The 23,473-nt window shown below is 65.7% G+C and carries 23 protein-coding genes; 9 read left to right on the forward strand and 14 right to left on the reverse strand.

Annotation, left to right across the window (positions count from 1 at the left end; all coding sequences use genetic code 11):
• Positions 1-15: 15 nt before the first annotated feature.
• The 4 genes from H976_RS0117495 to H976_RS30105 form a co-directional block, all read right to left on the reverse strand.
• Positions 16-393: a hypothetical protein gene (locus H976_RS0117495; protein WP_155918429.1), complete on the reverse strand. Its 378-nt coding sequence runs from the start codon at positions 391-393 to the stop codon at positions 16-18.
• Positions 390-641, reverse strand: a complete 252-nt coding sequence (locus H976_RS0117500) for a hypothetical protein (RefSeq protein WP_155918432.1) — start codon at positions 639-641, stop codon at positions 390-392. The genes H976_RS0117495 and H976_RS0117500 overlap by 4 nt, the downstream gene beginning before the upstream one ends.
• 221 nt (positions 642-862) lie before the next feature.
• Positions 863-1,333, reverse strand: coding sequence for a HEPN family nuclease (locus H976_RS0117505; RefSeq protein WP_027862593.1), 471 nt, complete (start codon positions 1,331-1,333; stop codon positions 863-865).
• A gap of 335 nt (positions 1,334-1,668) precedes the next feature.
• Entirely contained in the window at positions 1,669-1,905 is a 237-nt protein-coding gene (locus H976_RS30105) for a hypothetical protein (protein WP_155918435.1), read from the reverse strand.
• Positions 1,906-2,675: 770 nt separating this feature from the next.
• On the opposite strand from H976_RS30105, the gene H976_RS0117515 reads away from it, so the two are divergent.
• The gene (locus tag H976_RS0117515) at positions 2,676-4,154 is read left to right on the forward strand and encodes a hypothetical protein (RefSeq protein ID WP_155918438.1); all 1,479 of its coding nucleotides are present in this window, start codon (positions 2,676-2,678) and stop codon (positions 4,152-4,154) included.
• A gap of 259 nt (positions 4,155-4,413) precedes the next feature.
• Entirely contained in the window at positions 4,414-4,992 is a 579-nt protein-coding gene (locus tag H976_RS30110; protein ID WP_155918442.1) for a hypothetical protein, read from the forward strand.
• Here the strand turns inward: H976_RS30110 and H976_RS0117520 are convergent.
• The 3 genes from H976_RS0117520 to H976_RS30115 all read right to left on the reverse strand — a co-directional run bounded on the left by H976_RS0117520 (position 4,981) and on the right by H976_RS30115 (position 7,157).
• Positions 4,981-5,970 (reverse strand): hypothetical protein, encoded by a 990-nt coding sequence (locus H976_RS0117520; protein ID WP_155918445.1) that lies wholly within the window; start codon positions 5,968-5,970, stop codon positions 4,981-4,983. The genes H976_RS30110 and H976_RS0117520 overlap by 12 nt on opposite strands.
• Positions 5,971-6,331: 361 nt before the next feature.
• Positions 6,332-6,712, reverse strand: coding sequence for a hypothetical protein (locus tag H976_RS0117525; RefSeq protein WP_155918448.1), 381 nt, complete (start codon positions 6,710-6,712; stop codon positions 6,332-6,334).
• A 106-nt stretch (positions 6,713-6,818) separates the two neighbouring features.
• Positions 6,819-7,157 carry a hypothetical protein gene (locus H976_RS30115; RefSeq protein ID WP_155918451.1) on the reverse strand — a complete coding sequence of 113 codons (339 nt, stop codon included), beginning with the start codon at positions 7,155-7,157 and terminating at the stop codon, positions 6,819-6,821.
• A gap of 1,515 nt (positions 7,158-8,672) precedes the next feature.
• Between H976_RS30115 and H976_RS29030 the strand changes: the two genes are divergently transcribed.
• Positions 8,673-9,452 (forward strand): class I SAM-dependent methyltransferase, encoded by a 780-nt coding sequence (locus tag H976_RS29030; protein ID WP_051276974.1) that lies wholly within the window; start codon positions 8,673-8,675, stop codon positions 9,450-9,452.
• 132 nt (positions 9,453-9,584) lie between these two features.
• On the opposite strand, the gene H976_RS27060 is transcribed toward H976_RS29030, so the two are convergent.
• The 4 genes from H976_RS27060 to H976_RS0117560 form a co-directional block, all read right to left on the reverse strand.
• Entirely contained in the window at positions 9,585-10,205 is a 621-nt protein-coding gene (locus tag H976_RS27060; RefSeq protein ID WP_051276975.1) for a bifunctional 2-polyprenyl-6-hydroxyphenol methylase/3-demethylubiquinol 3-O-methyltransferase UbiG, read from the reverse strand.
• A 214-nt stretch (positions 10,206-10,419) separates the two neighbouring features.
• Positions 10,420-12,186, reverse strand: a complete 1,767-nt coding sequence (locus H976_RS0117545; RefSeq protein ID WP_155918454.1) for a hypothetical protein — start codon at positions 12,184-12,186, stop codon at positions 10,420-10,422.
• Positions 12,187-12,462: 276 nt separating this feature from the next.
• A complete protein-coding gene (locus tag H976_RS0117550; protein WP_027862599.1) occupies positions 12,463-13,353 on the reverse strand; it encodes an LpqB family beta-propeller domain-containing protein in 891 nt (296 codons plus the stop codon).
• Between the two features lie 418 nt (positions 13,354-13,771).
• Entirely contained in the window at positions 13,772-14,374 is a 603-nt protein-coding gene (locus tag H976_RS0117560) for a maleylpyruvate isomerase family mycothiol-dependent enzyme (protein WP_027862601.1), read from the reverse strand.
• 54 nt (positions 14,375-14,428) lie between these two features.
• On the opposite strand from H976_RS0117560, the gene H976_RS0117565 reads away from it, so the two are divergent.
• The 3 genes from H976_RS0117565 (at position 14,429) to H976_RS30120 (ending at position 16,119) form a co-directional block, all read left to right on the forward strand.
• Positions 14,429-14,872, forward strand: coding sequence for a MarR family winged helix-turn-helix transcriptional regulator (locus tag H976_RS0117565; protein ID WP_027862602.1), 444 nt, complete (start codon positions 14,429-14,431; stop codon positions 14,870-14,872).
• Positions 14,873-15,035: 163 nt separating this feature from the next.
• Positions 15,036-15,803: an SDR family NAD(P)-dependent oxidoreductase gene (locus H976_RS0117570; protein ID WP_027862603.1), complete on the forward strand. Its 768-nt coding sequence runs from the start codon at positions 15,036-15,038 to the stop codon at positions 15,801-15,803.
• Positions 15,804-15,942: 139 nt separating this feature from the next.
• Positions 15,943-16,119 carry a hypothetical protein gene (locus tag H976_RS30120; RefSeq protein ID WP_155918456.1) on the forward strand — a complete coding sequence of 59 codons (177 nt, stop codon included), beginning with the start codon at positions 15,943-15,945 and terminating at the stop codon, positions 16,117-16,119.
• Between the two features lie 281 nt (positions 16,120-16,400).
• Here H976_RS30120 and H976_RS0117580 read toward each other — a convergent pair whose 3' ends face one another.
• Positions 16,401-17,324, reverse strand: a complete 924-nt coding sequence (locus H976_RS0117580; protein ID WP_027862604.1) for a helix-turn-helix transcriptional regulator — start codon at positions 17,322-17,324, stop codon at positions 16,401-16,403.
• Positions 17,325-17,483: 159 nt separating this feature from the next.
• Between H976_RS0117580 and H976_RS0117585 the strand changes: the two genes are divergently transcribed.
• A complete protein-coding gene (locus tag H976_RS0117585) occupies positions 17,484-18,338 on the forward strand; it encodes an SDR family oxidoreductase (protein ID WP_027862605.1) in 855 nt (284 codons plus the stop codon).
• Between the two features lie 747 nt (positions 18,339-19,085).
• Here H976_RS0117585 and H976_RS0117600 read toward each other — a convergent pair.
• Positions 19,086-19,898: an ABC transporter permease subunit gene (locus tag H976_RS0117600; RefSeq protein ID WP_027862606.1), complete on the reverse strand. Its 813-nt coding sequence runs from the start codon at positions 19,896-19,898 to the stop codon at positions 19,086-19,088.
• Positions 19,895-20,794 carry an ABC transporter ATP-binding protein gene (locus H976_RS0117605; RefSeq protein WP_027862607.1) on the reverse strand — a complete coding sequence of 300 codons (900 nt, stop codon included), beginning with the start codon at positions 20,792-20,794 and terminating at the stop codon, positions 19,895-19,897. Before H976_RS0117605 ends, H976_RS0117600 begins: the two co-directional genes overlap by 4 nt.
• Positions 20,795-20,925: 131 nt before the next feature.
• Between H976_RS0117605 and H976_RS0117610 the strand changes: the two genes are divergently transcribed.
• Both H976_RS0117610 and H976_RS0117615 read left to right on the forward strand, forming a co-directional pair.
• A complete protein-coding gene (locus tag H976_RS0117610; RefSeq protein WP_027862608.1) occupies positions 20,926-22,068 on the forward strand; it encodes a sensor histidine kinase in 1,143 nt (380 codons plus the stop codon).
• Positions 22,065-22,721: a response regulator transcription factor gene (locus tag H976_RS0117615; protein WP_027862609.1), complete on the forward strand. Its 657-nt coding sequence runs from the start codon at positions 22,065-22,067 to the stop codon at positions 22,719-22,721. The genes H976_RS0117610 and H976_RS0117615 overlap by 4 nt, the downstream gene beginning before the upstream one ends.
• Positions 22,722-23,473: the final 752 nt, after the last annotated feature.

Below are 23,473 nucleotides of genomic sequence, written 5' to 3' on the forward strand. Positions count from 1 at the left end.
CGTCCTCGCCCCTGGCTAGATGGTGTCCTCCGCAAGGAGCTCAAGGAGCGCGAGCGCAGTTGTGGTCACGAACCAACTCTCGTCCAGGTCGACGAAACCAGCCTCCTTGTCACTCGGATCATTCAGTTGAGCCTCTTGGACAACATCGATCAGGCTAAGCCGGCGCAAACGCGCGACCATCGGTCCCGTGACGACCTCGGAGACGTTAAGCGCCTTCGCCAGGAAGGCAGCGGCATCCGAAGGCCGTCGTTCGGACATGGCGAGAAGGGATCTAACGTCCACGGCTTCTAGCTGCTCCGCGATACGCAGCAGCTCCCTAACCTCGTCGACCCTGGCATCGTCTTCCGCAATCGCAGCCGAGGCAAGCACTCGACCCAATAGTCGGATTTTCATTTCGGAACTGTGCGGACTGCACTTTCGACCGCTGCACGGAACATGTCGCTCAGTTCTTCATCGGCAGCAAGCTGGGCGAGCAGTTGCTCCATGCCGATCTCTGCCGAGGCCGTCTCGCCCAGCAACTGCGCCCGGCGTTGCTCGCGCTCGAACATTGCCTTACGCCAGTCCGCGACCAAGGGACCGTACTTCGGTATGAGACTGAGCATCAGTTGGCTCGTCGGGTGGGGGCCGAGATCTTCTTCCACCGGTACATACTTGCAGGACAGACTGGACGATGCGGTTCAGTGGCCTGAACGTCTATTCGGACGATCCCTCCGAGGGCGCCCGCCCCATTCTGCCGCCAGCCGGTGAGGACGGATCGAGAGTTCCGTGGACAGGACGATCTGTAATCTTCCTGAAGGACAATGGACGCGTGGCGCCGAGAACGACCGGGCACGAGAGAGAAAAGCCGCGTGCGACCGTCTATTTACGCGGCCGAGGTTGCGAAGCCACCGAGATACATGGCAGCGATACGTCGTGCCAGCTGCTCAAGATCCTCCACAGAGATGCGCGCCTTCCAGGTCACTGGACCACTGGCGCCCTTCCGGTTCCAGATCTCGACCCACTCGATTTCGCCTCCGTCATCGGCTCCGAACTCGACATTGAAATGCGCCACGGCATTGCGTAGATAGCGCAAGAAGTCTCGGAGGTCCTCTGGTTCGGAGCCCTCGAGAGTCGACAGCTTCGGCCAACCTTGCGCCCTCATCTTCGGCATCGGTGTGCGCGGGATCAGGCCAACCTCGCGCTCGCGCGGAGCGACCACCAGTCCTAGTAGCGAATTCCACAGCTGCGTCACCGGATGGACGTCGTGGTTGCCGAGCGCCTCTTGTGCCTGGATGTGGTCCAAGTTCTCTAGCGTCCGCGATGCGAAGTCACGGATTAGGTGCTTGTACTCCATCCGGCGACCGTACCGAGGAGAGCGCGACAGGGCTCTGCCATCCGTCGGGTCTTTCCGCCGCCTGTCGGACGGGGGCGTGTCGGCGCCCCTTGGGGGTGGGCTGGATATGCAGATGACCCGACGCTCGACCGGTGCGAGCTCCGGCCCGAATCGGTCTTGCGGAAAAGGTCATGCGGGCGTCTACGCCCCTGAACTGATCACGAGGGTGCAGCCGGATAGACCTCAGTCACGATCAGTCGGCGAGACTGGCCGTATTTGATGCGCCCGTCATCCCTTGGCCCTCCGATTCCTCGCCAAGGACCGACCTCGCCTTTGGGGTCGGTCGTAGCGGAGATTCACCTATCGTCAATGCCCGGCCCGGTATCGAATTCGGTTTCGTTGGCCGAGGGGTTGACCTTTTCCCACCCGCGGTGGATATCAAGGGTCGTCTCTCCGTCCAGCACCTCGCCGGCACCGAAAAGAGTGAAGCTCGCGGGGTCACATGTCACGTTGCATGTGCGTGAGATGCCATCGATGTCGGCTGCCTTTCCTGTTGCAAGAACCACGCCATCTTCGCCGAGCAAGCAATCCACGTGTCGACCCCAAGGCCCCCACTCCAGTGCTCGGGCTCACGCTGAGCCTAGGCACTTCACGCATCTCGAATCGTCCCTCTTTTGTCCCGTAACGCCGCCGTAGGCCGACTTGCTGAGATCGTGGGAGCACGCTGCCAGCGGCGGAATGCTAAACGAAGGTGCGAGCGGCTGGCTATCGCATCAAGTCCCAAATGAACTCAGAGTTCCGAAGGAGGTGAAGAGCATGGTTGGAAACGTCCCGCCCAACTACGGGCACCAGCAACAGGCTGACGCCGAGGCAACGCGGCGCGCTCAGGAGTACCAACAGCAGCTTGCCCACAAGCAGCAACTGGAGGAGCAGCGTCGTGCCGAAGAGCGTCAGCGAGCACTGGATGCAGAGGCGCGTCGACGAGCGAGCGAAAACTCGCAGCGTCGATAGCCCACACCACATGTAGCCGCTCCCGAGGTCTGGTCTCGGGAGCGGTCTACTATGACGCCGCCTCGACCGCAGGCGATGTGGCGCGGCGCGTGCATAGCGTCCGAACGTACGAGATCGAACAGAAAGTTCAATGGCCTTTTCCCTCGGCCACGGCTGGCCAGGCATTGACCGGGATGTCGAAGCTCTTTATGACGGTGAACGTATGCGTCATTCCGCCGCGAACGGGGCCAATAGTGGCGGCACCCCCGGTGCAACATGTGCTAACGCGGACTATGCCAGTCGGTCGAGAGCCGGGCTCATCGTTGACACCCCTCATCTGCCACATCACGCTCGACTGAAGGGGGTGGTTCTCGTGGCCACGACGGGCAGCCCAGCTGAATCACTGCAGAACAAGCCAAAGGGTGAGGAAGAGGGAGGCTCTTGGAAGAGAGCCAGGGCTGCCCTCGATCGGCTAGCTGAACCATGGAGCGATTCCACGCTTTGGCTCTCGCTTCAGGTGCTCATCGTCTGGACCATCACCAGTTGGGTGCTCCTGCAGGCCGATCTCCAGAAGGGCTCAGACACTGACGCAAACAATTGGATTCGGGGCGTCCTAGTTGTCGCATGGCTACTCTTCATAGCCCGCTATCTAATGCTGCTCGTAATGCGTGATCGGCCTAGCCCCAATCCGGAGTTCGTCATCGACTACACGCTTTGGCAGCAGGCCGATGCCATGACGAGGTTCGCCGCGCAGCGCGGAAAGACGCCGGACGCACGAGATCTCGCGACCGTGCGCAAGTACGACAGTGTTTCGTTCGACAAGCCATCCACCAAGCGCATGAACGAGATCGCCGAAGCTCACCAGCACCTATCCCGGCTCGTCGCCCCCGCAGTGCCCATGACGATCCTTCTTCTGTGGGAGAACACATATCAAGTAAAGCCGGAGGACGAGGACGTAGACGCGGAATCTCGCCACAGACACACGCCGCGGCGCCTCGTCCAAAGCTTCAGCTGGCTCGGCAACGTGCGACTCGCGCGCATGATGCTGGGACTGGCCCTGGCCCTCCTTCCCGTCTTCATCGCGCTGGCCCTGTATAAGGGCAGCTCACTCGCCAAGCCTGAGGACCTGGTCACCGGGGGTTTCGTCAGCAAGGCCGCTTCTGCTGCCTACCTAATCGTTGCGTCGGCCCTTGGCGCCGCCTTCGCAGCCTTGTTCAAGGTGCGGAAGTACGTGGAGCACCTGAACTATGACCCGCAGTACGAGTCGTCGTACTGGGTGCGGTTTGTGCTCGGCCTTGTGGCGGGCCTACTGCTCTCAGTGCTGCTCGTGACGCTGCTCCCGGACCAAAAGGAGGCTGATGCATTTCGCATCACCCTGCCAATCCTGGCGCTCGTTGGGGGGTTCTCCTCCGACCTCGTATACCGAATTTTAAAGAGACTCATCGATTCGATCGAGACGTTGATCGAAGGCAGCGCCAGCGAGATCAATGAAGCCGAGAAGACGCGGAGTGACGCGAGGCTGCGCGAACTAGAAATGGAATCGCGTCAGCACCTTAACGAGAGCCTGCTGGCAGGTAAGCGAGTCGAGGCAAAGTCGTTGATTGAGACTCGCAAGTTGCTACCTCACGGCACAGGTGGCGACGAAGCGCGCAAGCAGATTGACGCCCGCCTAGCGGCGCTCTTCGAAGAAGCTGAAGTCGACGATGACGATGACGATGACAGCGGCCGTGACGGCAAGGACCCGATGTTGGAAGCGGACCAGCAGGAGGACAACGCTCCTTTGGATGATGCGCGCCGGCAAGAGCGAGGCGACGACGCCGTGGTGGATGACGTGCCACCAACGCGGTCATGATGACGACCCTTCCCCGCCGACAGAGACGACACGGGGCTAGGCGCCTAGGCGCGGTGTTGGGTTGCCCACCCGAACCCACATCGCGCCACACCCGAAACCCGCGTCTTTCCGCCGCAAAGGGTGCGCCCCCGGGACGCCCAGGATGATCTAGCGATCTGTTCCTCGTTGTCCGTGGCGTGTCGACAGGGCGCGCTGCCTGCGCTTCGTAAGGTCAACTCATGGATGCGTCGCATTCGGCGCGGTTGGTTGGCGTCTTCCGATGAGGGCATCCCGCCTGGTGGCTGTGATCGTCCTCGTGTTTGCGATTGCCTGCGCGTTCTACCTGTTCCAGCGCAGAACGACGACGGCAGGCTTCGTGGCAGCGGCTGACCTTCCGGCCTTCCATCAACTGGAAGAGCGTGACATACGTCGATCCGAGGTAAGCGCCGCCGACCTTCCCGACGGCACCGTGCGTTCGCGGAGTGAGCTGATCGGCCACTACACAATGGGCCGAGTCCAGCAGGACCACCCCTTTGACAGAGCCGGACTTGGCCCCGAACTACCGCCACACTCCGTGACGGGGATGGCCATTATGGGACTGGACTTGACACCCGCGAGCTCGCTTGGGGGCACGCTTTCCGCTGGAGACCTCGTGACGATCGTGCAGGTACCCGATGGCAAGGGGCTCGCGCCTGTTGCAAGCGACCGGATCCGACAGGTACGTGTGCTGGCCGTGGTCAAAGACCAGAAAGCAATTCTCGTAGCCCTCAACCCTGACCAAGCCAAGGCCTTTAGCTCCGGCGCTGCGAGCAGACCTCGCATCCTCGTTCTACGAACGACCCCGTACTCAGGACCTTGAATCGTTCGGAGTACCAGCGGCTGATGGCGGAGTTCCGCTGCGGCCTTCACCCAAGTCGCGGTCCGCACGACGTCGGCCAAGACGGGTGCCCTGCGGCTGTTCCCACCGAGCTGGACTGTTGAGGACGACGAAGTCTGCAATGAGATCAAACGCCTTTTTCTCGTCTTGCACGTCGGCAACGGACGGCCAGGCATCCAGAAGGAGGCCACGGTACAGATCGAATGCTGTTCGCTGTTGCTCGGCCATCTGCACCGCACTGCCGAGCGAAAGCACGTAGAAGACGTAGGCGACAGCCAAACAGCCCAAGAACAGACCCATGAAGACGAGCGGCGCACCGGTTGTCAGGAGGCAGACCATCGCGAGCAGACACCCAGACGTGCCCGCAAGGAAGGACACGACCAAAGGAAACTCGTACTCGCGCACGAACTCTTCGTAGTCGCGCTGAAACTGGGGCGGAATCAACGGGTACAGCCGAGGCCAGAAGATGATGGGATCGATCCCATAGCGCTCAATCGGATACTTCTCGGCCGACAGCAGGATGTTCCCAAGCCTCGTCGGCAAGACGTCCTCCAGCCAGCGCTCGCGCGGGTACGAGTAGTACGCGCGTGTTGAATCGGGGGTTCTTTGCCGCACCTCTAACAGGGCGTTGCGATGCCAGACGACACCCGGCGCCAACTTTCCGACGCGCTTGAAGAGTGCGACGACAGGGTATCCCTCGAAGAGTCGGACGATGTCTCGCCATCGCCCCGCGACAATGACCGCTACGAACCACGCTGCGCTGACGTAGCCGGCCGTGATCAGGACTTGAGGTAGGAACTCGAGTCGACCGAAAGCGGCGAAGGCGCTCTGGAGCTGATCTGTGAGCGCCAAGATCATCGTGGCGTCCACGGCCAGGAAGATGAGTACAGGTGCGAAGGCGTTGAACAGAAACCGACGTGTTAAGACGGCTTCGAGGGACGCGAGGTCACCGGCACCCACCACGTCAAACCTTTATGCGTCTCTGGGCTCAAGGGCTGGAACATCCGCCCCGCAGAACTGACATTCGTCTGGCCAATCTGCTCTGGGCGGCAAATCTGTTCCGCAGGATGTGCACCTGAGTAGCGCGACTCTGGCGGTCGCATTGCCGCGAGGAGTCTCTCCACCTGGGCTCATGGCACCTCCCGTCCCTAGGCTCAGTGTGGAAGGAACCGACCGCGCTGTCCATCATTGATGGAATTCTAATCGGACTTAATGACGCTTTCGATACTGAATCGTCCAGTGGTGTCTTATTGCCGCGTACTTCCTCCGACAGTCGTCGTGGCAGAGCGCAGGACCGCCATGAGGCCCCCTGGGTGATCACTCAGTGAGTGAGCCAACGTTGGAGTTGCCGGCCGGACGATCCGGAGGATTCCGCACTATCCCCGTAGGGCATCTCATCCATGTCGCTGAGGACCCGATCTACGGAAGTCTCCATGGAGTTCTTTGATGCCTTCGCGGCCAGGAAACACACCACAGCGACCAGCGTGAAGCAGATTCCGGCGGCGATGATGGCGGGCCACACCCACGCGGCATCGGCTTTCTGATCGCTCGTCATCACGGAGCGCGCTGGAGCCCACGCCACCCCCGCAAAGACTGCGCTGACGACGACACCCACTGATGCCCACGCCGCCGCCGCGAACTGACGGTTAACGCCCGTGAGGCTCGCGATCTCCTTACGTAAACGTGCCCAGTCGCGTTTCATGAGCACCAAGTGTTCCTCGCCCTTGCTGGGGATCTTGATTGCCCCCGGGGGCATAAACGCGGTGCCCGAGTCTCCAGGATCTCCTCCCCTGCCTCGCCCCCCAGCGTCAATCACCATCGATGGCCTCGCGGTCCTCGGCGACTTCAGGTGGAGTCGGGGTTACTCCACTCATGACCGCGTTGAACAGGCGCGTGAACGCACAGTTGTTACAGATCAGCTGGAACAATGGGTAAGTACCAGATCCGCCGCTGAAAACGAGGTTGCCCTCCTCCCAGGGGCGGATCTCAACTGCCTCTGTGATCGTCCATTGCACCGTGCCGCAGATTGGGCATGCCCGGCTCCCGGTCCACTTCTCGTCCAACCATGCGATGGCCCGCTCACGTTCGCCCGAACGGCGCTCGTCCTGGTTGTCGGCACGCTTATCCGCCCTATGATCCTCAGCCACGCAGCGAACGTAGTGCCACAGGCAGTCCAGACACCAGGTGCGAGATGCGTTGTGGACAAGCGGTAGTACAGCCTGCGCTAGGCAGGAGGAAAGCTGCCTAGAAGGAAGCGCGAGAGTCTCGCAATGCTTGCGGCGAGACTCGCCAACAGCTCCCAGGTGAAGCAGAGGTCGGCTCGCTTGGGTGCCTCGCCGCCACCCTCGATGATCACGAACCTGAGTCGAGGGCTCGCGGCAATCAGATACCCGGAAGACACCCTCGCGAGTCCAGCCGTTCTGGAACGGCGCAGCTCACGCCGGGGGACGCGGGTCCTGACGTTCGCGATCCAAGGCGGTTCTGCGAAGGTCGCACACCGCGACGCGGCGCCGCTCTTGCCGCGCTCGCCACATTTGGCCAAGCGCAGAACGCCTCCGCGGCGTACCACGTTTACTCGACGTCGGCGAAACCGGACCGCTTCACCCACAGATGCCTATGTGCTCCTGATCAGGTCGCCCGAGACAGGATGTTGCAGTCCTCGCTCGAGCTGATGCGTCATTTCGCCGCGGGTCGGCCACGCGAGCAGCACCTATTTTGGCGCCATGCGGCGGACGGCATCTGTCAGACTCTCTCCATGGCTGTCGTGACTAGCGATGATGAGCTGTATCCCCCTTCTGGAACCGAGTGTCTGCTGTGCCTAGGCGACTTCTCAGATGGCCAACCAGCGGTCTACTGGCGCGGTGGCCAAGATCTATTCCTACATGGTGGCTGCGCAGGCACATTCGTACTTCGGCTCGCCCGCGATGCGTGGCAGCTGGAACGTGATGCAGACGATGACAAGTTTGAGTTAACCAAGGATCGCTGAGTAAGGCTTCCCGCCAAGCTCCCCAGCGGCGCGAGGCGCACGCGCCGCCTACCAATAGGAGATTGTGCGATCACAACCGCGCAATCAAAACTGGGCCGGCTACCAACGACTCCAGTTTTCGTTCAGCGTGATCTGCATCGCCTCAATAAACTCCGCATGTCTCGTGACGTGGCAGCCGTTCGAGCATGTGGCGCCATCGCCGGGCTCATAGTCAACGATCTCTGGGTCGACGCCTTGCATGGCAGGTCGCGCATACCTGACCAGTGCCTCTTGACCGCACAAGGGGCACATCAGGACCTTCTTCGGGTGCTGAGCCATGAAATTCCTTCCATCGAGACCAGGCCTTCATCTTGCATCAGCCCCACGAGCAACGTGATCCGAATGCGTGTGGGCAAGGGAAGCGCCTTGGGCTCGCGTCTTTCCGCCGCCTTCGTGACATCCATGTTTAGCTTGCGATCGACCTGGGTCAGAGGCACGTGGCAGCTTGCGCGCCACTTCGCCGCCTGTTCGCTCACGTGGTCCGCGGCAGGCAACGCTTGGGTTGGGCTGCACGCAGTCGACCTGGCGCTCTTCTACGCGGTCTTAGAACCGCGGGGTGGCTGGGGCCTAGTCTGAGTCACTGCCCGTGCGGACCGCTCTCCGAGTAGCCGTTGCGTGCCGAGCTGAGGAGTTTCCGATGGGCTGGGAAGAAGCGGGTATTGCCTGGAGCGATCGCGCAGTTGACTGGGCGTACTTGATGGAGCCGCTCTTCACTCCTGTCTATGAAACGCTCGGCAGGTCTCTCGCTCTCCAGCCGACCCACTCGCTGCTCGACATCGGGTGCGGAGGCGGCCGTGCTCTGCAGGGATACGCGGCACAGGGATTTCAGGTCGCTGGTATCGACGCCGCAGAGGGTCTGCTCAGCATCGCGCGTCTCCGCGCGCCGCAAGCCGACCTGCGACAGGGTTCCCTGACCGAGCTGCCCTGGCCGGATGGCACCTTCGACGCAGTCACTGGCGTGAACTCCTTCGTGTACGCCGACGACGGCGGACTCTCGGAAGCCTTCCGGGTGCTCAAGCGCGGCGGAAGGTTGGGCATCGGGTTCTGGGCCGACCCCATGGACTTCGTGTTCTGCATGACTGCCCTGGGAAGGGCTTTGGGTCCGTATGTCGCCCCGACGAGCACCAACACCCCCTTGGCCATGTCCGAGCCAGGGAGGGCGCGTGAGCTGCTCGCGGCGGCCGGCTTCGACGTACTCAACTCCGGCTCCGTCGATTGCGTCAGCGAGTTCGCGGACGCAGAGACGGCCTACCGAGGGTTGGCCTCGACGGGAATGATCTACCCCATTGTCCAAGACGACGCGGAGGCGGACCTGCGGGCCGAAGTCATGGATGACCTCCGCTCGCGGTATTCAGTCGCCGACGGCATCAGGATGCACGCGTCCATCGGCTGGCTTGTCGCCGAGCGATCACGCTGACGCCACCCCGTGAAAGCGTGCCCGGCTTACCGCCCGGGGAGTTGAAATGTCCATCTCTTGACCGCGCGGAACCCGGGCCAACCCGCTTCTTTCCGCGAGACGACGATGGCAGGAGCGGATCTATGACAATGGCTAGTGGCTGGTTGAACCTGCCCCTCCTCGTGACAGTTCGGCTCGCCACCAGGCACCGCTCTCGATCCGCTCAACTCGGCGCAGGATGAGGTCGCCGATGGCAAACTCCTCGAGCTCTGCACGGGTCAGCGGCCACGGCGGTCCTGTCACCTCGGAGCCTTCGTCCCGTGTGGTCGCCAGGACCAGCAGAGTGCCTTCTGGTGCCACCAACGCGGCAATGTTCTGCGCCGCCACTGTGTGGTGCTCGAAGGGCATCGACTGCACGGTCAGACTCTCTACGACCAGGTCGAACCTGCCCTGCCACTCACGGGGAAGATCCAAGACGTCGGCAACGAACCCATTCACCTCGCTGGCTGGGTACTTTCGCCGCGCTCCAGCAATCGCGGTCGGCGCGAAGTCAAACCCCGTTGTGCGAAATCCCAACAGCGCAAGGAACTCGGCGTCAGCGCCGTAGCCGCACCCCACCACCAGCGCCTCGCGGCCGCCACCAGCTAGGTTTCGCGCCTCGGCCCACTCCACGAACTGGGGACGAGGGCCGCCGTAGTCCCACGGCGGCTTGGCTCCACCGGCCTCCGCGCCTGTGTAGATCGCCTCGAACTTGCCAGATGGCTCGCCCGTCACGACTCGAGACTACCTATCAGATTGTTCCCGCGGGACAAGTCGAGACCTGGCCTGAGTTTCTATCCGTTCGATGCCGCAGGGCCGCGGTCAGTACACCTGAGTCATTCCGCCGCCTGGCGGCGTTCTCATCTGGCGATCGCCGGTCGTTCTGCGGACAGGACCCGACATTCGGGGCAGTGGCGGAACCTGGGGGTTAGTGCGGCCCCGCGCGTCGTCAACTGCTGTCGTTCCTCAGCAGTTGTCGTACGAGGTCCGGAGTGAAGCGGCGCCAATGCTCCCGGTCTTGTGAGACCTCGGTGGCCCCGGGTGCGCCCCTGGCGAAGAGGTCACCCACCAGCCGCGGGGTGACATCCTCGCCAGCTGCGGGGTCTGTGAATGTCCGTGCGCCGTCGTGGGAGATGCGGTATGGGGCTCGATAGTCGCCGGTGATGATGGTGCCGTCGGGCCAGACCCTGAAGCTGGCCGGCCCTTCGCCTTGTGGGTAGGGGCCGAGCTCCAATGTCCAGGTCGCGCCCGCGTCGAGGCTCACGTACATCGTGCGTCGCCCTGGCACCAGCAGGGTGGATCCGGTGCCCTGAACGTCTCGGGCACCGATGCCAGGTCCGAGGTCGTGACTCGTCCAGGGCCCACCTGGCACCGCCGAGCGCACCACCGTGCGGCCGGGCGCTTCATTGCCCAGAGCCCACATCCGGCCCCGTCCGTCGTTCGCGTAGACGAGGCCGTCTGGTGAGGCGGTTCCGGTGAACTCCGCAAGGTCGCTGCGTCGGAAGACCCAACCGCCCTGGACGAAGGTGTCACCTGACGTGACAGGACGCCTGGCTGAGAAGTCGAAATCGACCGGGACCGAGCGTCCCGCAGCATCCACGAACTGCACTCCGGCGTCCGTGGACAGTACGAACCCGTCGCCGGCCGCGTCCACGTCCGCGCCGCGCGTGAGTCCCTCGGCAACGATCCGGTCCATGCGGTCATAGAGGCGCCAGGCCGACTTGGGCCCGCGGCCATAGGTGACCAAGACCAGTCCGTGACGGCCCAACGCCACGTCGTGCGGGCCGAGCTGACTGATTCGATCGGCGGCGCTGGGCTGGGCAGGCAGGCGCAGGTCCGCGGCCGGTGCTGCTGGGGCTGTGCGGGCATCGCCCGCGGCATCGATCACCTGGCGCCACGTCGTGCCGTCGTCCGCCGACATCCAGACCAGGTGGTGAAGCGCATGCTCGGGGGCCTGGTCTGCCAGCCCGTAGAGGCGGTGTCCGGACGAGAGCACGGTCGTGATCGGGCCGGCGTCGAGTGCGTCGTACGTGGTGTTGGTTGCGTCGGTCCCGCGCCAGAGCTGGCCGTTATAGGGGCCGAGCAGGACTCGCCCGTCAGGCAGGAGGTACGCCAGCTCGGGGTCCTGTGCCGCCTGCGGGGGCTCGGTCACGCGGGTCCAGGACGTGCCGGTGTCGTCGCTGACGAACATGTCCCCAGTGGGGGTTCTCGTCCAGAGGGCGGCGGAGTCCCCACGGACCATCAACTGGTCGACCGCGGCTGGCAACGGTTGGCTCGCCGAGGACTTCGTCCCGTCGGACACAGTCACTGTGTTGTGGGCCCCGGCGGACCAGATGCGTCCGCGCGAGTCGATGGCTAGGACGGAACGTGGAAGCAGGTACAGGCCGTGCGACCGGGGAGAGTAAGCGCAGCCATGCGGGACATCGTCCGTCCCGAAAATGCTGCACAGCACCTTCCCGAACTCACCGCGGCCGAGGTACGTGTCACCGGCTTGCGGCTCTCCTTCTTCGTGCGTCACGGCCACTCTGGTCTCGTGAAGTGGGTCGGAAAGGTCGACCGCATCGGTGAAGTCCCCGGCGTCCGAGCCCAGCAGTCCGGAGTCCACGCGCACGACTGCCGGGCAGCCCGCGTGGGCTTTCCGCAGCCACCCGGTCACCGTCCCATCGCTGTGGACCTGTCGGAAGTAGCAGTGGTGGCCCCCTTCGTAGGTCAGCACCAAGGATCCGTCGCCGGTCGTCTCAGCTTGCGAGGGCCCCAAATGCGCTCTGACCAAGGCGACCCCGGCCGCGGGCTCCGTCGCCGTTCGGTGCGCAGCCGGTTGGTGGTGGCCGGCACCGCCGCTGCACGCCCCGCTCACCATCAAGCACATCAGCACCGCCCCTGTGCCGACCAGCCCCCGACCCACGGTGTGATCGTTTCACCGGCTGACGACCCAGTCGAGGCCTGACACGAGGAGTCGGCACCGGCCAGGTGGACTGTTCGGTCGCGTAAGTTACGGCACGGGTTGCCAGGCGGGCGAATACACGCTTCCGGTGACACCGCCCAGCCCATGGGCGTGGCGGGCAAAGGCAGTCAAAGGCTGCACCACCTGGTGGGGCTCGCTGCCGTCGGCGTTCGCGACCCACACGGCGCCGTGGTCGATGTAGGCGAACTGGCGGCCGTCAGGGGACCAGACCGGTTCGGATTGAGCGCACAGGCGTCTCAGGAGCAGGGTGGGGTGCTGCAGATTTGCATCGGTGGCGTAGACGTTGCCGGCGCAGGAGGCGCCCCGAGTCTGGAGTCCCTGGGCGAGGATGACTCGGCAGTTCGTCCAGGACCAGTCCCAACCCAGGAGATTCCTCGCGCCCGGTATCTGGGCGGCGTGCCCCCCGGTCGTGGCGTCCACCGTGAACAGCCCCGAGGTCCGGGTGTAGTCGTCGGGGCCAGGCCCCTTCTTGGTTGCGCCAACGAGTAGATGGGCGCCGTCGGCCGACCAGCGCGGGCCAACTGGCCCGAACCAGCCCTCAGCGCCGAACGGCAGCCGACGCGGCCGCAGCGTCGCCAGATCGAGCACCCACAGACCCCGAGACTGCACCCCGAACGCGAGCCGCGTGCCGTCAGGAGACCAGGTCGGGGCCCCAACGGGGCCGCGGGTGACCAAGGCCCGTGGGCGGGAGCCGTCGGCGTCCATGACCCACAGCGAGCGCTCGTAGTTGCCGCGCCAGTTCGCCCGCACGAACGCGATCTGGGTGCCGTCCGGGGACCAGGCCGGGCTGCCGGCGTCCAGGGTCTGCGTCAACCGCCGCAGATGGGTGCCATCGCTGTCGGCGATGTAGATGTCCCCAGGGGCGTTGACCTCCTCGGAGTTGATGTCGATGGTGGGATTGCCGTCGAACGCGATCATTCCGTTACCGGGCCGTCCCCGGTGCGGTGCACAGCCGCCGCTCGCCGGAGTCTCTAGCGCCGAGGACCGACCCGACCCGGATGTCGACTGGATGGTGCTCGGTGAGGGATCGCTGGGCGTGGGCGAGCTCCTCGCCGGGGGCGTTGCCGCGGAGCCGGTCCGTTCCGAGCTCGGGCCTGAGGTGCCGCTGCCGCCGACCGAACACCCCGCGACAAGGGCCAAGGTGACCAGCGCGCTGACGCGTCCCATACGGACAAGGCTAGGTCAGATCAGCACCGGAACCGTCGGCTCGTTACGACGTTTAAGCCGGCGCAGATCTGCCGCAGACGCGCACTCTGCGGCTGCCCTGGTCTCCTGCCGTCTGAGCGTCCCAGCGATGCGTCATTCCGCCGCGTGACGGGCTCTGCTTCCTGAGCACTCACTGCTTGGCTGCGCTCGCCTCCGACGAAGCGCGCCGTCGGCCCGTAAGGGTGAGCAGGTGGGACTGGATCGGTGCTTCCTTCTCGAGGCCGTCGCCGTACGTCCAGTCCGCGTCCGTGGCGACCAGCCGCACGCCGCCTGGCGGGTCCCACATCCGCATCGGGCCGCGCAACAAGAGCACCCGGTCTGCGGCCGCGACCGCCGCGTCGACCGGCATGGGGTGCTCGATGCCCAGCGGCACGCAGATGTCCTGGGAGTGCACCAGGATGTCGAGGAGTGGCTCCAGCTCGGTGACGAAGGGAGCCCTCCGACGTGAGCCGACGAAGCCGCGGAGCGTGGCCACGATCTGGGTGTGGGTCAGCGGGCTGTGAAGGGCGGCGTACCGGATCATCTCGTTGTAGCGGAAGCCGGTCCTGACCGCCGGCCAGGCCACGTCACGCAACCGGGCGTGAGAGAACGTCAGGTGCGCGCCGACGTCCCGAACGCTCCATCCTTCACACAGGCTGTGCTGCTCCCACGCTGTCTGCGGGAGCGACTCCAGAAGGCCGGCCAACTTCGAGCGCTCGGTGTCGATGTGCTGCCAGATCGTCTCGCTGTCCATGGCGTGGCGCCTGCCTCATGTGCGTTAGACAGATTATCTGTCTAATCTGGCACGGTGCCCACAGACCGTCAAGAGCCGAACCTTGGCATCCTGCTGTTCGTCGCCTACAGAGCGCTCGAGCAGCGGGCGCACGACGCCGTCATTGCGGCCGGCAGCACGGACATCACCCTCGCGCAGGCCCGCATCGCAGCCCGGATAGGCCCACACGGAACCCGCGTCTCCGACCTGGCCGAGCAGGCCCGAGTCACCAAGCAAAGCGCCGGATTCCTCGTCGACCAGCTTGAAGCGGCCGGGTACGTCGAGAGAGTCCCCGACCCCACCGACCGCCGCGCTCGACTCGTGCGGCTCACGGCCCGCGCCGACAGAGTGGTCAAGACAGCAAATGCAGAGGTGGAGCGGGTCCTAGCCGAGTGGGCCGACCACGTCGGGGCCGACCGTCTCCGACGGGTGCACGAGACCCTCCTAGACCTGCGGGAGATCACCGACCCATGGCGGTGAGGGCTGCCTCAAGAAACCCGGCGCACGCCCACGGCGGTCCGCAAGGCAGTAGATCGACGGCGACCCGCCGCCGGTCGGACGCACGAACTGCAGCTGGGACGCGGGACTGCCCGCCCATCGACCCCGCGTCATAGCGCCGCATTGGCCGGGTAGCGTCGCTGTCATGACTGCGGTCGATCGGCTGGATGGAGTTCGTGTTCTTGTCACCGGTGCCACCAGCGGTTTGGGTGCGGCCATGGCCGCTGCACTGGTCCAGGCGGGTGCACGAGTGATGGTCACCAGCCGCGATCGAGAACGGGCCGTGGCCGCCTCAACCGATCTGGGTTCCTCGGCTATCCCGTGTCGGCTCGACGTGCGTGACGAGCGTTCGGTTGTCGCCTGTCTCGACCGGGCCAACGAGGCGTGGGGAGGTGTCGACATGCTGGTCAACAACGCGGGCATTGGTATGCGGACGGTCAACCCCCGGTTCCTGTCCGAGCCGCAACCATTCTGGAGGGTCGAGCCGGGCGGCTTCCGGGACGTCGTGGACACGAAGCTGGTCGGCTGCTTCCTCATGGCCCGCGCGGTGGTTCCCTTGATGCTCGAGGCAGGCGGCGGGCGGGTGGTCAACATCTCGATGAACGAGCAGACGATGACGCGCCGCGGGTTTGTCCCGTATGGACCGGCCGGAGCCGGCGTGGAGGCGCTGTCGCGGGTGATGGCAGCCGATCTGGCGGGCAGCTCGGTGAACGTCAACATGCTGCTTCCCGGCGGAACGGGCACCCGGACCGGGATGGTCCCGGAGGACGCCCCCGACGACGTTCAGGCCCGACTGCAGGACCCAGCTGTCATGGGCCCACCGATTGTGTGGCTTGCCTCCGATCAGGCCGCCAGCGTGCATGACCAGCGCATCGTGGCCACGGAGTTCAACGCAGCAGCGCCTTCGCCCTAGCCGCGTTCGAGCGGAGCTCGGCCAGCCAGCACGTGTGTGCTTATCTTCGACGTACGCCGTCCAGGGACCCAGCACGAGGCAGAGTCGCCCACACGGATCAGGCCGGACCGGCTTTGCGCCAACAGAAGAGAGACCGCCCATGCTCAAAGATCTGTCCGGTGTCGGCGCCCTTCAGGACGCTCTCACCACGACCAACGCTCTGCTCGCCGACGTTCTTGCTGAACTCCAGGAGACCAATTCCCAGCGCCTCGACGAGGTCGCCAAGGAGCTACGCCTGCTGAACGAGAAAGTTGGCAACATTCCTTTCACGGGCTGACCCACGCCGGGTGTGTACTCGCGCGGGAGTGCAGTCCAGCTTCGTCGGCGGCAACTGGCGCAGAGACACCCGACCACGCGGCAGTTGTGGATTTGCTGACTTCGTTCCGGTCAGCGGGGCGCCCGGGGTTGGCCAGTGTGTACCCCCCTGATCAGCACTCGCGGTGTGTCTTACCACCGCCTGTCGGCGTGGTGGAGGGGGCTGCCGATGAGCAAGTGCCGGTGCCGAGATGTTGTCGATCGCGTACCGCTTGTCTGGGCCTGGCGGGCCTGCTGAGAGTTTCAGGACCGTTCCTGATCAGCTGCCTCATCGCAGGTCATCGTGTTGGTCTCGCTGGTTGCCCAGCTGGCGAGCAGGGTGAGTGCGTCGTGGGACGGGCTGCTCGGTTCGGCGAGGTAGGTGACCAGGTTGGTGCTGGAGCCGGTCTCGAGAGGTAAGGACTCGAAGGGCAGGTCGAGGTCGCCGACGACAGGATGGTGCAGCTGCTTGATGCCGGTGTTGTGGATTCGCACGTCGTGGGCGGCCCAACGGACCCGGAAGTCCCCGCTGCGAGTAGACAGCTCGCCCACGAGGTCGCTCAACTGTCGGTCGGAGGGGACGCGGCCCGCCTCGGCGCGGAGCAGGGCAACGGTGTCGTTCGCGACGGTCTCCCAATCGCGGAAGAGAGAGTCGGCTCTGGGGTCGAAGAACACGAGGCGGGCGTTGTTCACCGGTAGGTCGGCGTCGTACCAGGGTGAGAACAAGGCCCGGCCGAGCGCGTTGGCGGCGAGGACGTCGAGGCGTCCGTTGAGGACGACGGCCGGCACGGTCGGCATCGCGTCGACCAGGCGTTGGATGGTCGGACGGACTCGCTTGGCCGTCGGCCGTCGCTGCTTCTTGGCCCGTGAGGGCGCGCCGGCCGTACTGAGCAGGTCGAGCAGGTGGGCCCGCTCGGCGTCGTCGAGCCTGAGTGCGTGGGCGATGCCGTCGATGACACTCTCGGAGACTCCGGTGGCATCTCCTCGCTCAAGGCGGATGTAGTACTGCGGGGAGACCCCGACCAGCAGCGCCGTCTCCTCCCGGCGCAGCCCGGGCACCCGACGTCGGTCTCCACCGAAGGTGGGGAGACCGGCTTCCTCAGGGGTGATGCGGGCCCGACGAGTGCTGAGAAACTCCCGGATCTCGGCCCGGACGGCATCGCGGGGGCTCGGTTCGGGGAGGGTCACGTCATCAACTCTACGAGCGCCCGAGTCCAGGTGGGGGTCCCTGTCGGTGACCCCCGTGTCAGGGACTCCCGCATGCTCTTCCGCGCTGGTTACGTGGTGGATGTCAGCCCATCAGGGCTGAGCTCCGACAAGGCCTAGCACGAGGGAAGTGCAGCACAGATGACCGAGAAGTCCACGCAGGACGTATGGCTGGTGACCGGCGCAGGTCGCGGTCTGGGCGTCGACATCGCCAGGGCGGCCCTGGCGGCCGGGCACGGGGTGGTCGCGACCGCCCGCGACGCCGCCAACGTCACGAAGGCGCTCGGGGAGCACGAGAACCTGCTTGCCAGCGCACTCGACGTCACCGACCCCGCCGCCGCGGAGGCGGCCGTCGCGGCCGCTGTGGAGCGGTTCGGCCGTCTCGACGTCGTGGTCAACAACGCCGGGTCCTTCAACGCCGGATTCTTCGAGGAGATGACGCCCGCGGACTTCCGTGCCCAGATCGAGACCACCCTGTTCGGACCGGTCAACGTCACCCGCGCTGCCCTACCCCAGCTGCGCCGGCAGCGCTCCGGACTGGTCATAACCATCTCCTCAACCGCCGGCATCGCCTCGACCGGCGACTTCCTGACCGCCTATGCCGCCTCGAAGTTCGGCGTCGAGGGCTTCATGGAAGGACTCGCCTCTGAGGTCGCGCCGTTCGGGATCAAGACCATGCTGGTCGAGCCCGGCTTCTTCCGCACCGAGCTGCTCACCCCGCAGTCCACCCGGTACGCCCAGCCCTCCATCGCCGACTACGCCGACCGCACCGCCGCGACCATCGAGGCATGGCAGGGCATGGACGGCAAGCAGGGCGGCGACCCCGCGAAGCTCGCCGACGCGCTCGTCCACCTCGCCACACTCCAGGAGCCGCCCGCGCGGTTCGCCGCCGGCGCTGACGCCGTCGAGCTTTTCGAGACCAAGGCCCAGACCCTCCACGACCAGGCCAACGCCCACCGAGAGCTTTCCTCCAGCCTCGCCCACGACGAAGCTTGACCCAACCCCCGTGTGAAGCTGATCGCGCCGATGAGCCTGCGACGCTCCACCGCCATCGTCTCGCGCCTTATTCCTTTTCAGGCACCGATCCATGGAAGTGGCTGAGTCGCCAGCCGACATCGCGCTCCACGGCCACACCAGTCAGCCTGAACTCATCTCGCTGTCCATCTCGTCGTCGAACAGGGACGACAGGGCCGCGAGGTCCTTGGCGCTGGCGGCATCCTGCAGCTGACCCAAGATCGAGCGGACCCTCGTTTCCGCGTTTCGTCACGAAGTCATCTCGTGCCTGCTGTCTGCACTCATCTGCTGAGCAAGACCGCGAGGCCAGTGCCGACGCCAGCGGCAACGAGCGCCACGACGAGGACAACGGCGACGAGCTTGGTGTTCATCACGACGGTTCCCCCCAGGTTTGCTGGCGGTCGCGGTCGAACGTGACGACCAAAGACCCCTTTGTGCCAACGCCGGCCGTACCGCGGACCGTGCTCCCAACTTGTCTCACTTGATCAACCTACGGCGTTCTCAAGTGCGGATGACGGCCTCTCCTCATGCATCACACCACCGCGCATGGCGGTTCCTGCGTGAAGCGGTGCGGCCTGGTCCAGGTAGTGGGGTGTAGGTGGTCATGGTTGTGGTCTCCTTCCTTGTCGCCAGGCGACGTCATGACCGCGGCGCTGAGCCGATCCACCACGGAACGGCTGTATCCGGAACGCCCAGAGGAGTCCCGGACAGCGCCGCCAGCGTGTGTGGCTACTTGACCTCGGAGCGGCGCAGGGAGAGCAACCCGACGATGACGGGAATGACGATCCAGATCATCGTGGTCGAGCCGAGCATCGCCCACTCCTTGACAGTGTTCGTGGCGCCATCGAGGAGCGCCACCTGCGTGTAGTGCCAGTCGATCCACGGCTGCAGGTCCTCGAACCACGAGCGCACCTGGGCCAGGAGCGCGAGGACGCCCGGCATGACCAGTGAAGCGACGAAGTAGCCCACGATCGCGGCCGCGGAGTTGCGCAGCACGACACCGAGCGCGAAGCCGAAGGCCATGCCAACCAGGTTGTAGAGCACCATCTGCAGTGCCGTGGACAACGAAATGTCCCACGCGGTGTCGACGCCTGCGAGTGCGGACCCGGCCACGTTGCCGAGGGCGCCGACCGCAAAGGCGACAGAGACGGCGCCGAGGCCCACCAGGAGGGTCGCGATCGCCTTGGCGCCGATCACGCGGCCGCGGCTCGGCACCAGCGTGAACGTCGTGAGCCCACTTCGCTGGTTCCACTCACCCGTGACGGCCAGGATCGCGATCATCGGCAAGATCACCGACATGGGGAACCCGCTCGCCCTCACGAAGTTCTGGTAGGTGACGTCGGTGTTGAGGCCGAAGACGAGGAGCGACCCGGCCGAGATGGGCGACAGGACGCCGATGCAGACCAGCATCCAGAATCCCGAGCGGGTGTTGAACATCTTGCGCAGCTCGACCTTGACGAGTCGGCTGGTCGGGATGGGCTGGGCGGTCCGTCGGGCCGGCTCGGCCTCGATGGCGTCGGGAGGGACGATCGTGGCGGTCATGCCGCAACTCCTTCGCGTTGGGTGTCGGCAGTGAGCGACAGGAACATGTCTTCGAGCCCGGTGCCCTCGGCGGACCGGAGCTCGGTGAGGGCGATGCCAGCTGTCAGGGCCACGGCGCCTACCTGAGCGGGGTCGGCGTCGGTGCGGACCGAGCCGTCGCTGGCGAGCGTGCTGGGGATCCCGGCCTGCTCGAGTGCGTGTGCGAGGTCGCGCGGTGACGTCGACCGGACGAGGGTCCCCGCTGCGGCCAGCAGCTCTTCCTTGCTGCCGGCCGCGACAATCTTCCCGTTCCCGATCACGACCAGGTCATCGGCGATGACCTCGATCTCGTGGAGCAGGTGCGAGGACAACAGCACGGTGCCGCCCCGGCCGGCGAAGCCCGTCAGCAGGTCGCGCATCCACCGGATCCCCGCGGGGTCGAGCCCGTTGGCGGGCTCGTCGAGGATCAGCACCCGGGGGTCGCCGAGCAGTGCGGTGCCGATGCCCAGTCGCTGACGCATGCCGAGCGAGTAGTTGCGCACCCGGCGCTTGGCCTCCGAAGATGTCAAGCTGACGAGCTCGAGCATCTCGTCGACGCGGCGGCGGGGCAGACCCATGGTGTCAGCGGCGATCGTGAGGATCTCGCGTCCGGTGCGGCCGGCGTGCTGGGCAGAGGCGTCCAGGAGGACGCCCACCTCGAGGCCGGGGTTGGGTAGGTCTGCGAACCGTTCTCCGTTGATGGTCGCGGTGCCGGACGTCGGGACGGTCAGGCCGACCATGACGCGCATCGTGGTGGACTTGCCGGCGCCGTTCGGGCCGAGGAAGCCGGTCACGCGGCCCGGCAGGGCAGTGAAGGAGACGTTGTCGACGGCGGTGAAGCCGGCGTACCTCCGGGTCAGGGACTCAACAGTGATCATGTGACAACCTTCGCCGCGTCACGGCGTGCGCACATCGGCGTCGAGGCCGGACCCTCCTCGGCTGTTGGGAGGAGCGAGGTCTCGTTCTTTCGGTCGGTCCCCCAGGCCTCGGCGGTCCCTAGGCTGGGTGTGTGATCACCAACGCCCTGCGCTCGCTGTGGGCCGAGCCCCGCGCCACGGACGTTCCCGAACGGCTGTGGCGCGACTGGGTGCTGGTCGGGGTGTTGATGATGACGGCGCTGCTCGAGGGAGTCTTCCGGGACGACGTCGCCTGGCGGCCGTTCGCGACGATCGTGGCTGTGGGCCTCGCGCCGGTGCTGCTCTGGCGGCGTACCCAGCCGTTGGCCTGTGTCGTGGTGGGCTTCGGCACCGCGATGGCGTTGGGACTGGCGACCCTGGCGGGCGGGCCCCGCAGTGTGGGGCTCACCTCGATGATCTACATCCTGGTGCTCGTCTACGCGCTGGTCCGCTGGGGCTCAGGGCGTGAGATCGTGATCGGGCTGACGGTGGTGCTGGTCGCTGCGGTCATCGGTACGGTGGCCGACTACACCGGCCCGTCCGACGTCATCGGCGGGTTCGGCATCATCGCGGCGGCAGCCGCGGGCGGAGCCGCGGTCCGCTACCGCGCCGAGAGCTGGCGCCGAGCGTTGGACCAGATCCGCAGCCAGGAGCGTGTCGGCCTCGCGCGCGAGCTGCACGACATGGTCGCCCACCACGTCTCGGCGATCGCGGTGCAGGCGCAGGCGGGCCGGGCGATGGCCGGGCAGCGACCCGAAGCGGGGCTCGAGGCGCTGGCGGTCATCGAAGGGGAGGCGTCGCGGACGCTGGCGGAGATGCGGGCGATGGTCCGGGTGCTGCGCGACGGAGCGCCGGCGGAGTACACCCCCCAGCCCGGCGTTGGCGACCTGGTGTCGCTCGCCCGCCGCGAACCGGTGCCGGTCGTCTACGTGGAGGTGCCGGATGACCTGGACGAACTTCCGATCCAGGTGGACGCGGCGGTCTACCGGCTAGCGCAAGAGGCGCTGACGAACGCCCTGCGGCACGCCCGCAACGCCTCGCGTGTGGAGATCCGGGTCGTCGAGGGTGGAGGAAGGCTGCGGCTGCGCGTGACCGACGACGGACAGATCGACCCGGCACGGTCGGCGAGCCACGGCTTCGGGCTGCTGGGGATGACCGAGCGCGTGCAGCTGCTCGGCGGCACGCTGCGTGCCGGGCCGGTGCCCGAGGGCGGGTGGACGGTCGACGCCGAGCTGCCGACGGAGGTAAGCCGATGACGGTGCGCGTGCTGGTGGCCGACGACCAGGATCTGGTGCGTACCGGCCTGTCCATGATCCTTGACGCCCAGCCCGACATCGAGGTCGTCGGCCAGGCCGCCGACGGCCACGCCGCGGTCGAGCTGGCGCACAGGCTCCACCCCGACGTGTGCCTGGTCGACATCCGGATGCCCGGCCTCGACGGCATCGAGGTGACCGAGCTCCTCGCAGGGCGGGGCGTCCCGGACCCGATGGCGGTCGTGGTGATCACGACCTTCGACCTCGACGAGTACGTCCACGGCGCGCTTCGTGCCGGCGCCCGAGGCTTTCTGCTCAAGGACGCCGGGCCGGAGCTGCTAGTCCAGGCCGTGCACGCCGCCGCCGTCGGAGATGCCCTGATCGCGCCGAACATCACCCGACGGCTGCTAGCCACCTTGGCCGCCAGGGAACCGTCGAAACGCCGTACCCAACCGATCGAGCCGCTCACCGACCGCGAAGAGGAAGTGCTGGCGCTGGTCGCCCGAGGCCGCACGAACGCCGAGATCGCCGCGGATCTCTTCATCGGCCTGACGACCGCCAAGACCCACGTCGCCAGCCTGCTGACAAAGCTCGGTGCCCGCAACAGGGTCGAGATCGCGATGTGGGCTTACGACACCGGCCGGGTGGGGGACTAAAGCCGCCGCCGAGACTCGGAGAAGCCGTTCCGCCAAACAAGTAGTGAGTCTTTCGCCGCGAAGGCGGCACCCATCACCAGGTTGAACAACCTGGCTGGGCATCACAACTAGAGGTCGGCTCTCACGGCAAGCGGCCTGCCGCCAGCGTTGTCGGACCTCGAACTTGGCGCACGTACAGTAAACGAAAGCGCTTGGGGGACCCATCGGCACGAAAGCAGGGATCCGCTGTGGTTGAGCAAGTTCTGGTTGTCGCATGTGTTGCCGGCGTGCTGTTCGTCATCACGACTGGCGTCGTGGCTGTGGTTGTCGTCCGGGGTGTTCGCCGCCGTTACCGCTCCCTCCGTGATCGGCTCAGCGGCTTCTTCCAAGCGTCGCAACTGGACGGCACGGGCCCCACGCGTGTCCGGGGCTCGGTGGCGCTTTCCACTGTTGGCGCGCCTGGCTGGTGGGCAGTCCAGAATCGCCGCCACCGGATGTGGCGTGCAGTCTGCTCGGCGGAGCACTCGGTCGCCGTCGCACGTCGCTCCGATGTCGCGGTAGGTGACCTGCCTGCGCTGGCAACCCAGCTAAGGACGGCGGCCAGTAGAGCCGACGCGGTTCTCTGTGTGAGTGCCCGTTCCGGATCGCTGCGCGAGGAGGACCACGCGGACTGCGAACGGATCGAGGCAGCCGCCGCCGGCATCCATTCCGCCGCCCTGTCCTCGTTGAGGTCTGTCTCCCGCGGAGAGGCTGACCCCGTCGTGTCCGCCGTT

It is taken from the genome of Marmoricola sp. URHB0036 (assembly GCF_000426045.1).
Classification (GTDB): Bacteria; Actinomycetota; Actinomycetes; order Propionibacteriales; family Nocardioidaceae; genus Marmoricola.

Coding starts and splice junctions, on each gene's coding strand:
- H976_RS0117600 (WP_027862606.1), bottom strand. CDS start 19,898: ATGACCGCCACGATCGTCCCTCCCGACGCCATCGAGGCCGAGCCGGCC.
- H976_RS0117560 (WP_027862601.1), bottom strand. CDS start 14,374: ATGGACAGCGAGACGATCTGGCAGCACATCGACACCGAGCGCTCGAAG.
- H976_RS0117550 (WP_027862599.1), bottom strand. CDS start 13,353: ATGATCGCGTTCGACGGCAATCCCACCATCGACATCAACTCCGAGGAG.
- H976_RS29030 (WP_051276974.1), top strand. CDS start 8,673: ATGGGCTGGGAAGAAGCGGGTATTGCCTGGAGCGATCGCGCAGTTGAC.
- H976_RS0117585 (WP_027862605.1), top strand. CDS start 17,484: ATGACCGAGAAGTCCACGCAGGACGTATGGCTGGTGACCGGCGCAGGT.
- H976_RS0117505 (WP_027862593.1), bottom strand. CDS start 1,333: ATGGAGTACAAGCACCTAATCCGTGACTTCGCATCGCGGACGCTAGAG.
- H976_RS0117570 (WP_027862603.1), top strand. CDS start 15,036: ATGACTGCGGTCGATCGGCTGGATGGAGTTCGTGTTCTTGTCACCGGT.
- H976_RS0117605 (WP_027862607.1), bottom strand. CDS start 20,794: ATGATCACTGTTGAGTCCCTGACCCGGAGGTACGCCGGCTTCACCGCC.
- H976_RS0117525 (WP_155918448.1), bottom strand. CDS start 6,712: ATGAAACGCGACTGGGCACGTTTACGTAAGGAGATCGCGAGCCTCACG.
- H976_RS30120 (WP_155918456.1), top strand. CDS start 15,943: ATGCTCAAAGATCTGTCCGGTGTCGGCGCCCTTCAGGACGCTCTCACC.
- H976_RS0117615 (WP_027862609.1), top strand. CDS start 22,065: ATGACGGTGCGCGTGCTGGTGGCCGACGACCAGGATCTGGTGCGTACC.
- H976_RS0117495 (WP_155918429.1), bottom strand. CDS start 393: ATGAAAATCCGACTATTGGGTCGAGTGCTTGCCTCGGCTGCGATTGCG.
- H976_RS30110 (WP_155918442.1), top strand. CDS start 4,414: ATGAGGGCATCCCGCCTGGTGGCTGTGATCGTCCTCGTGTTTGCGATT.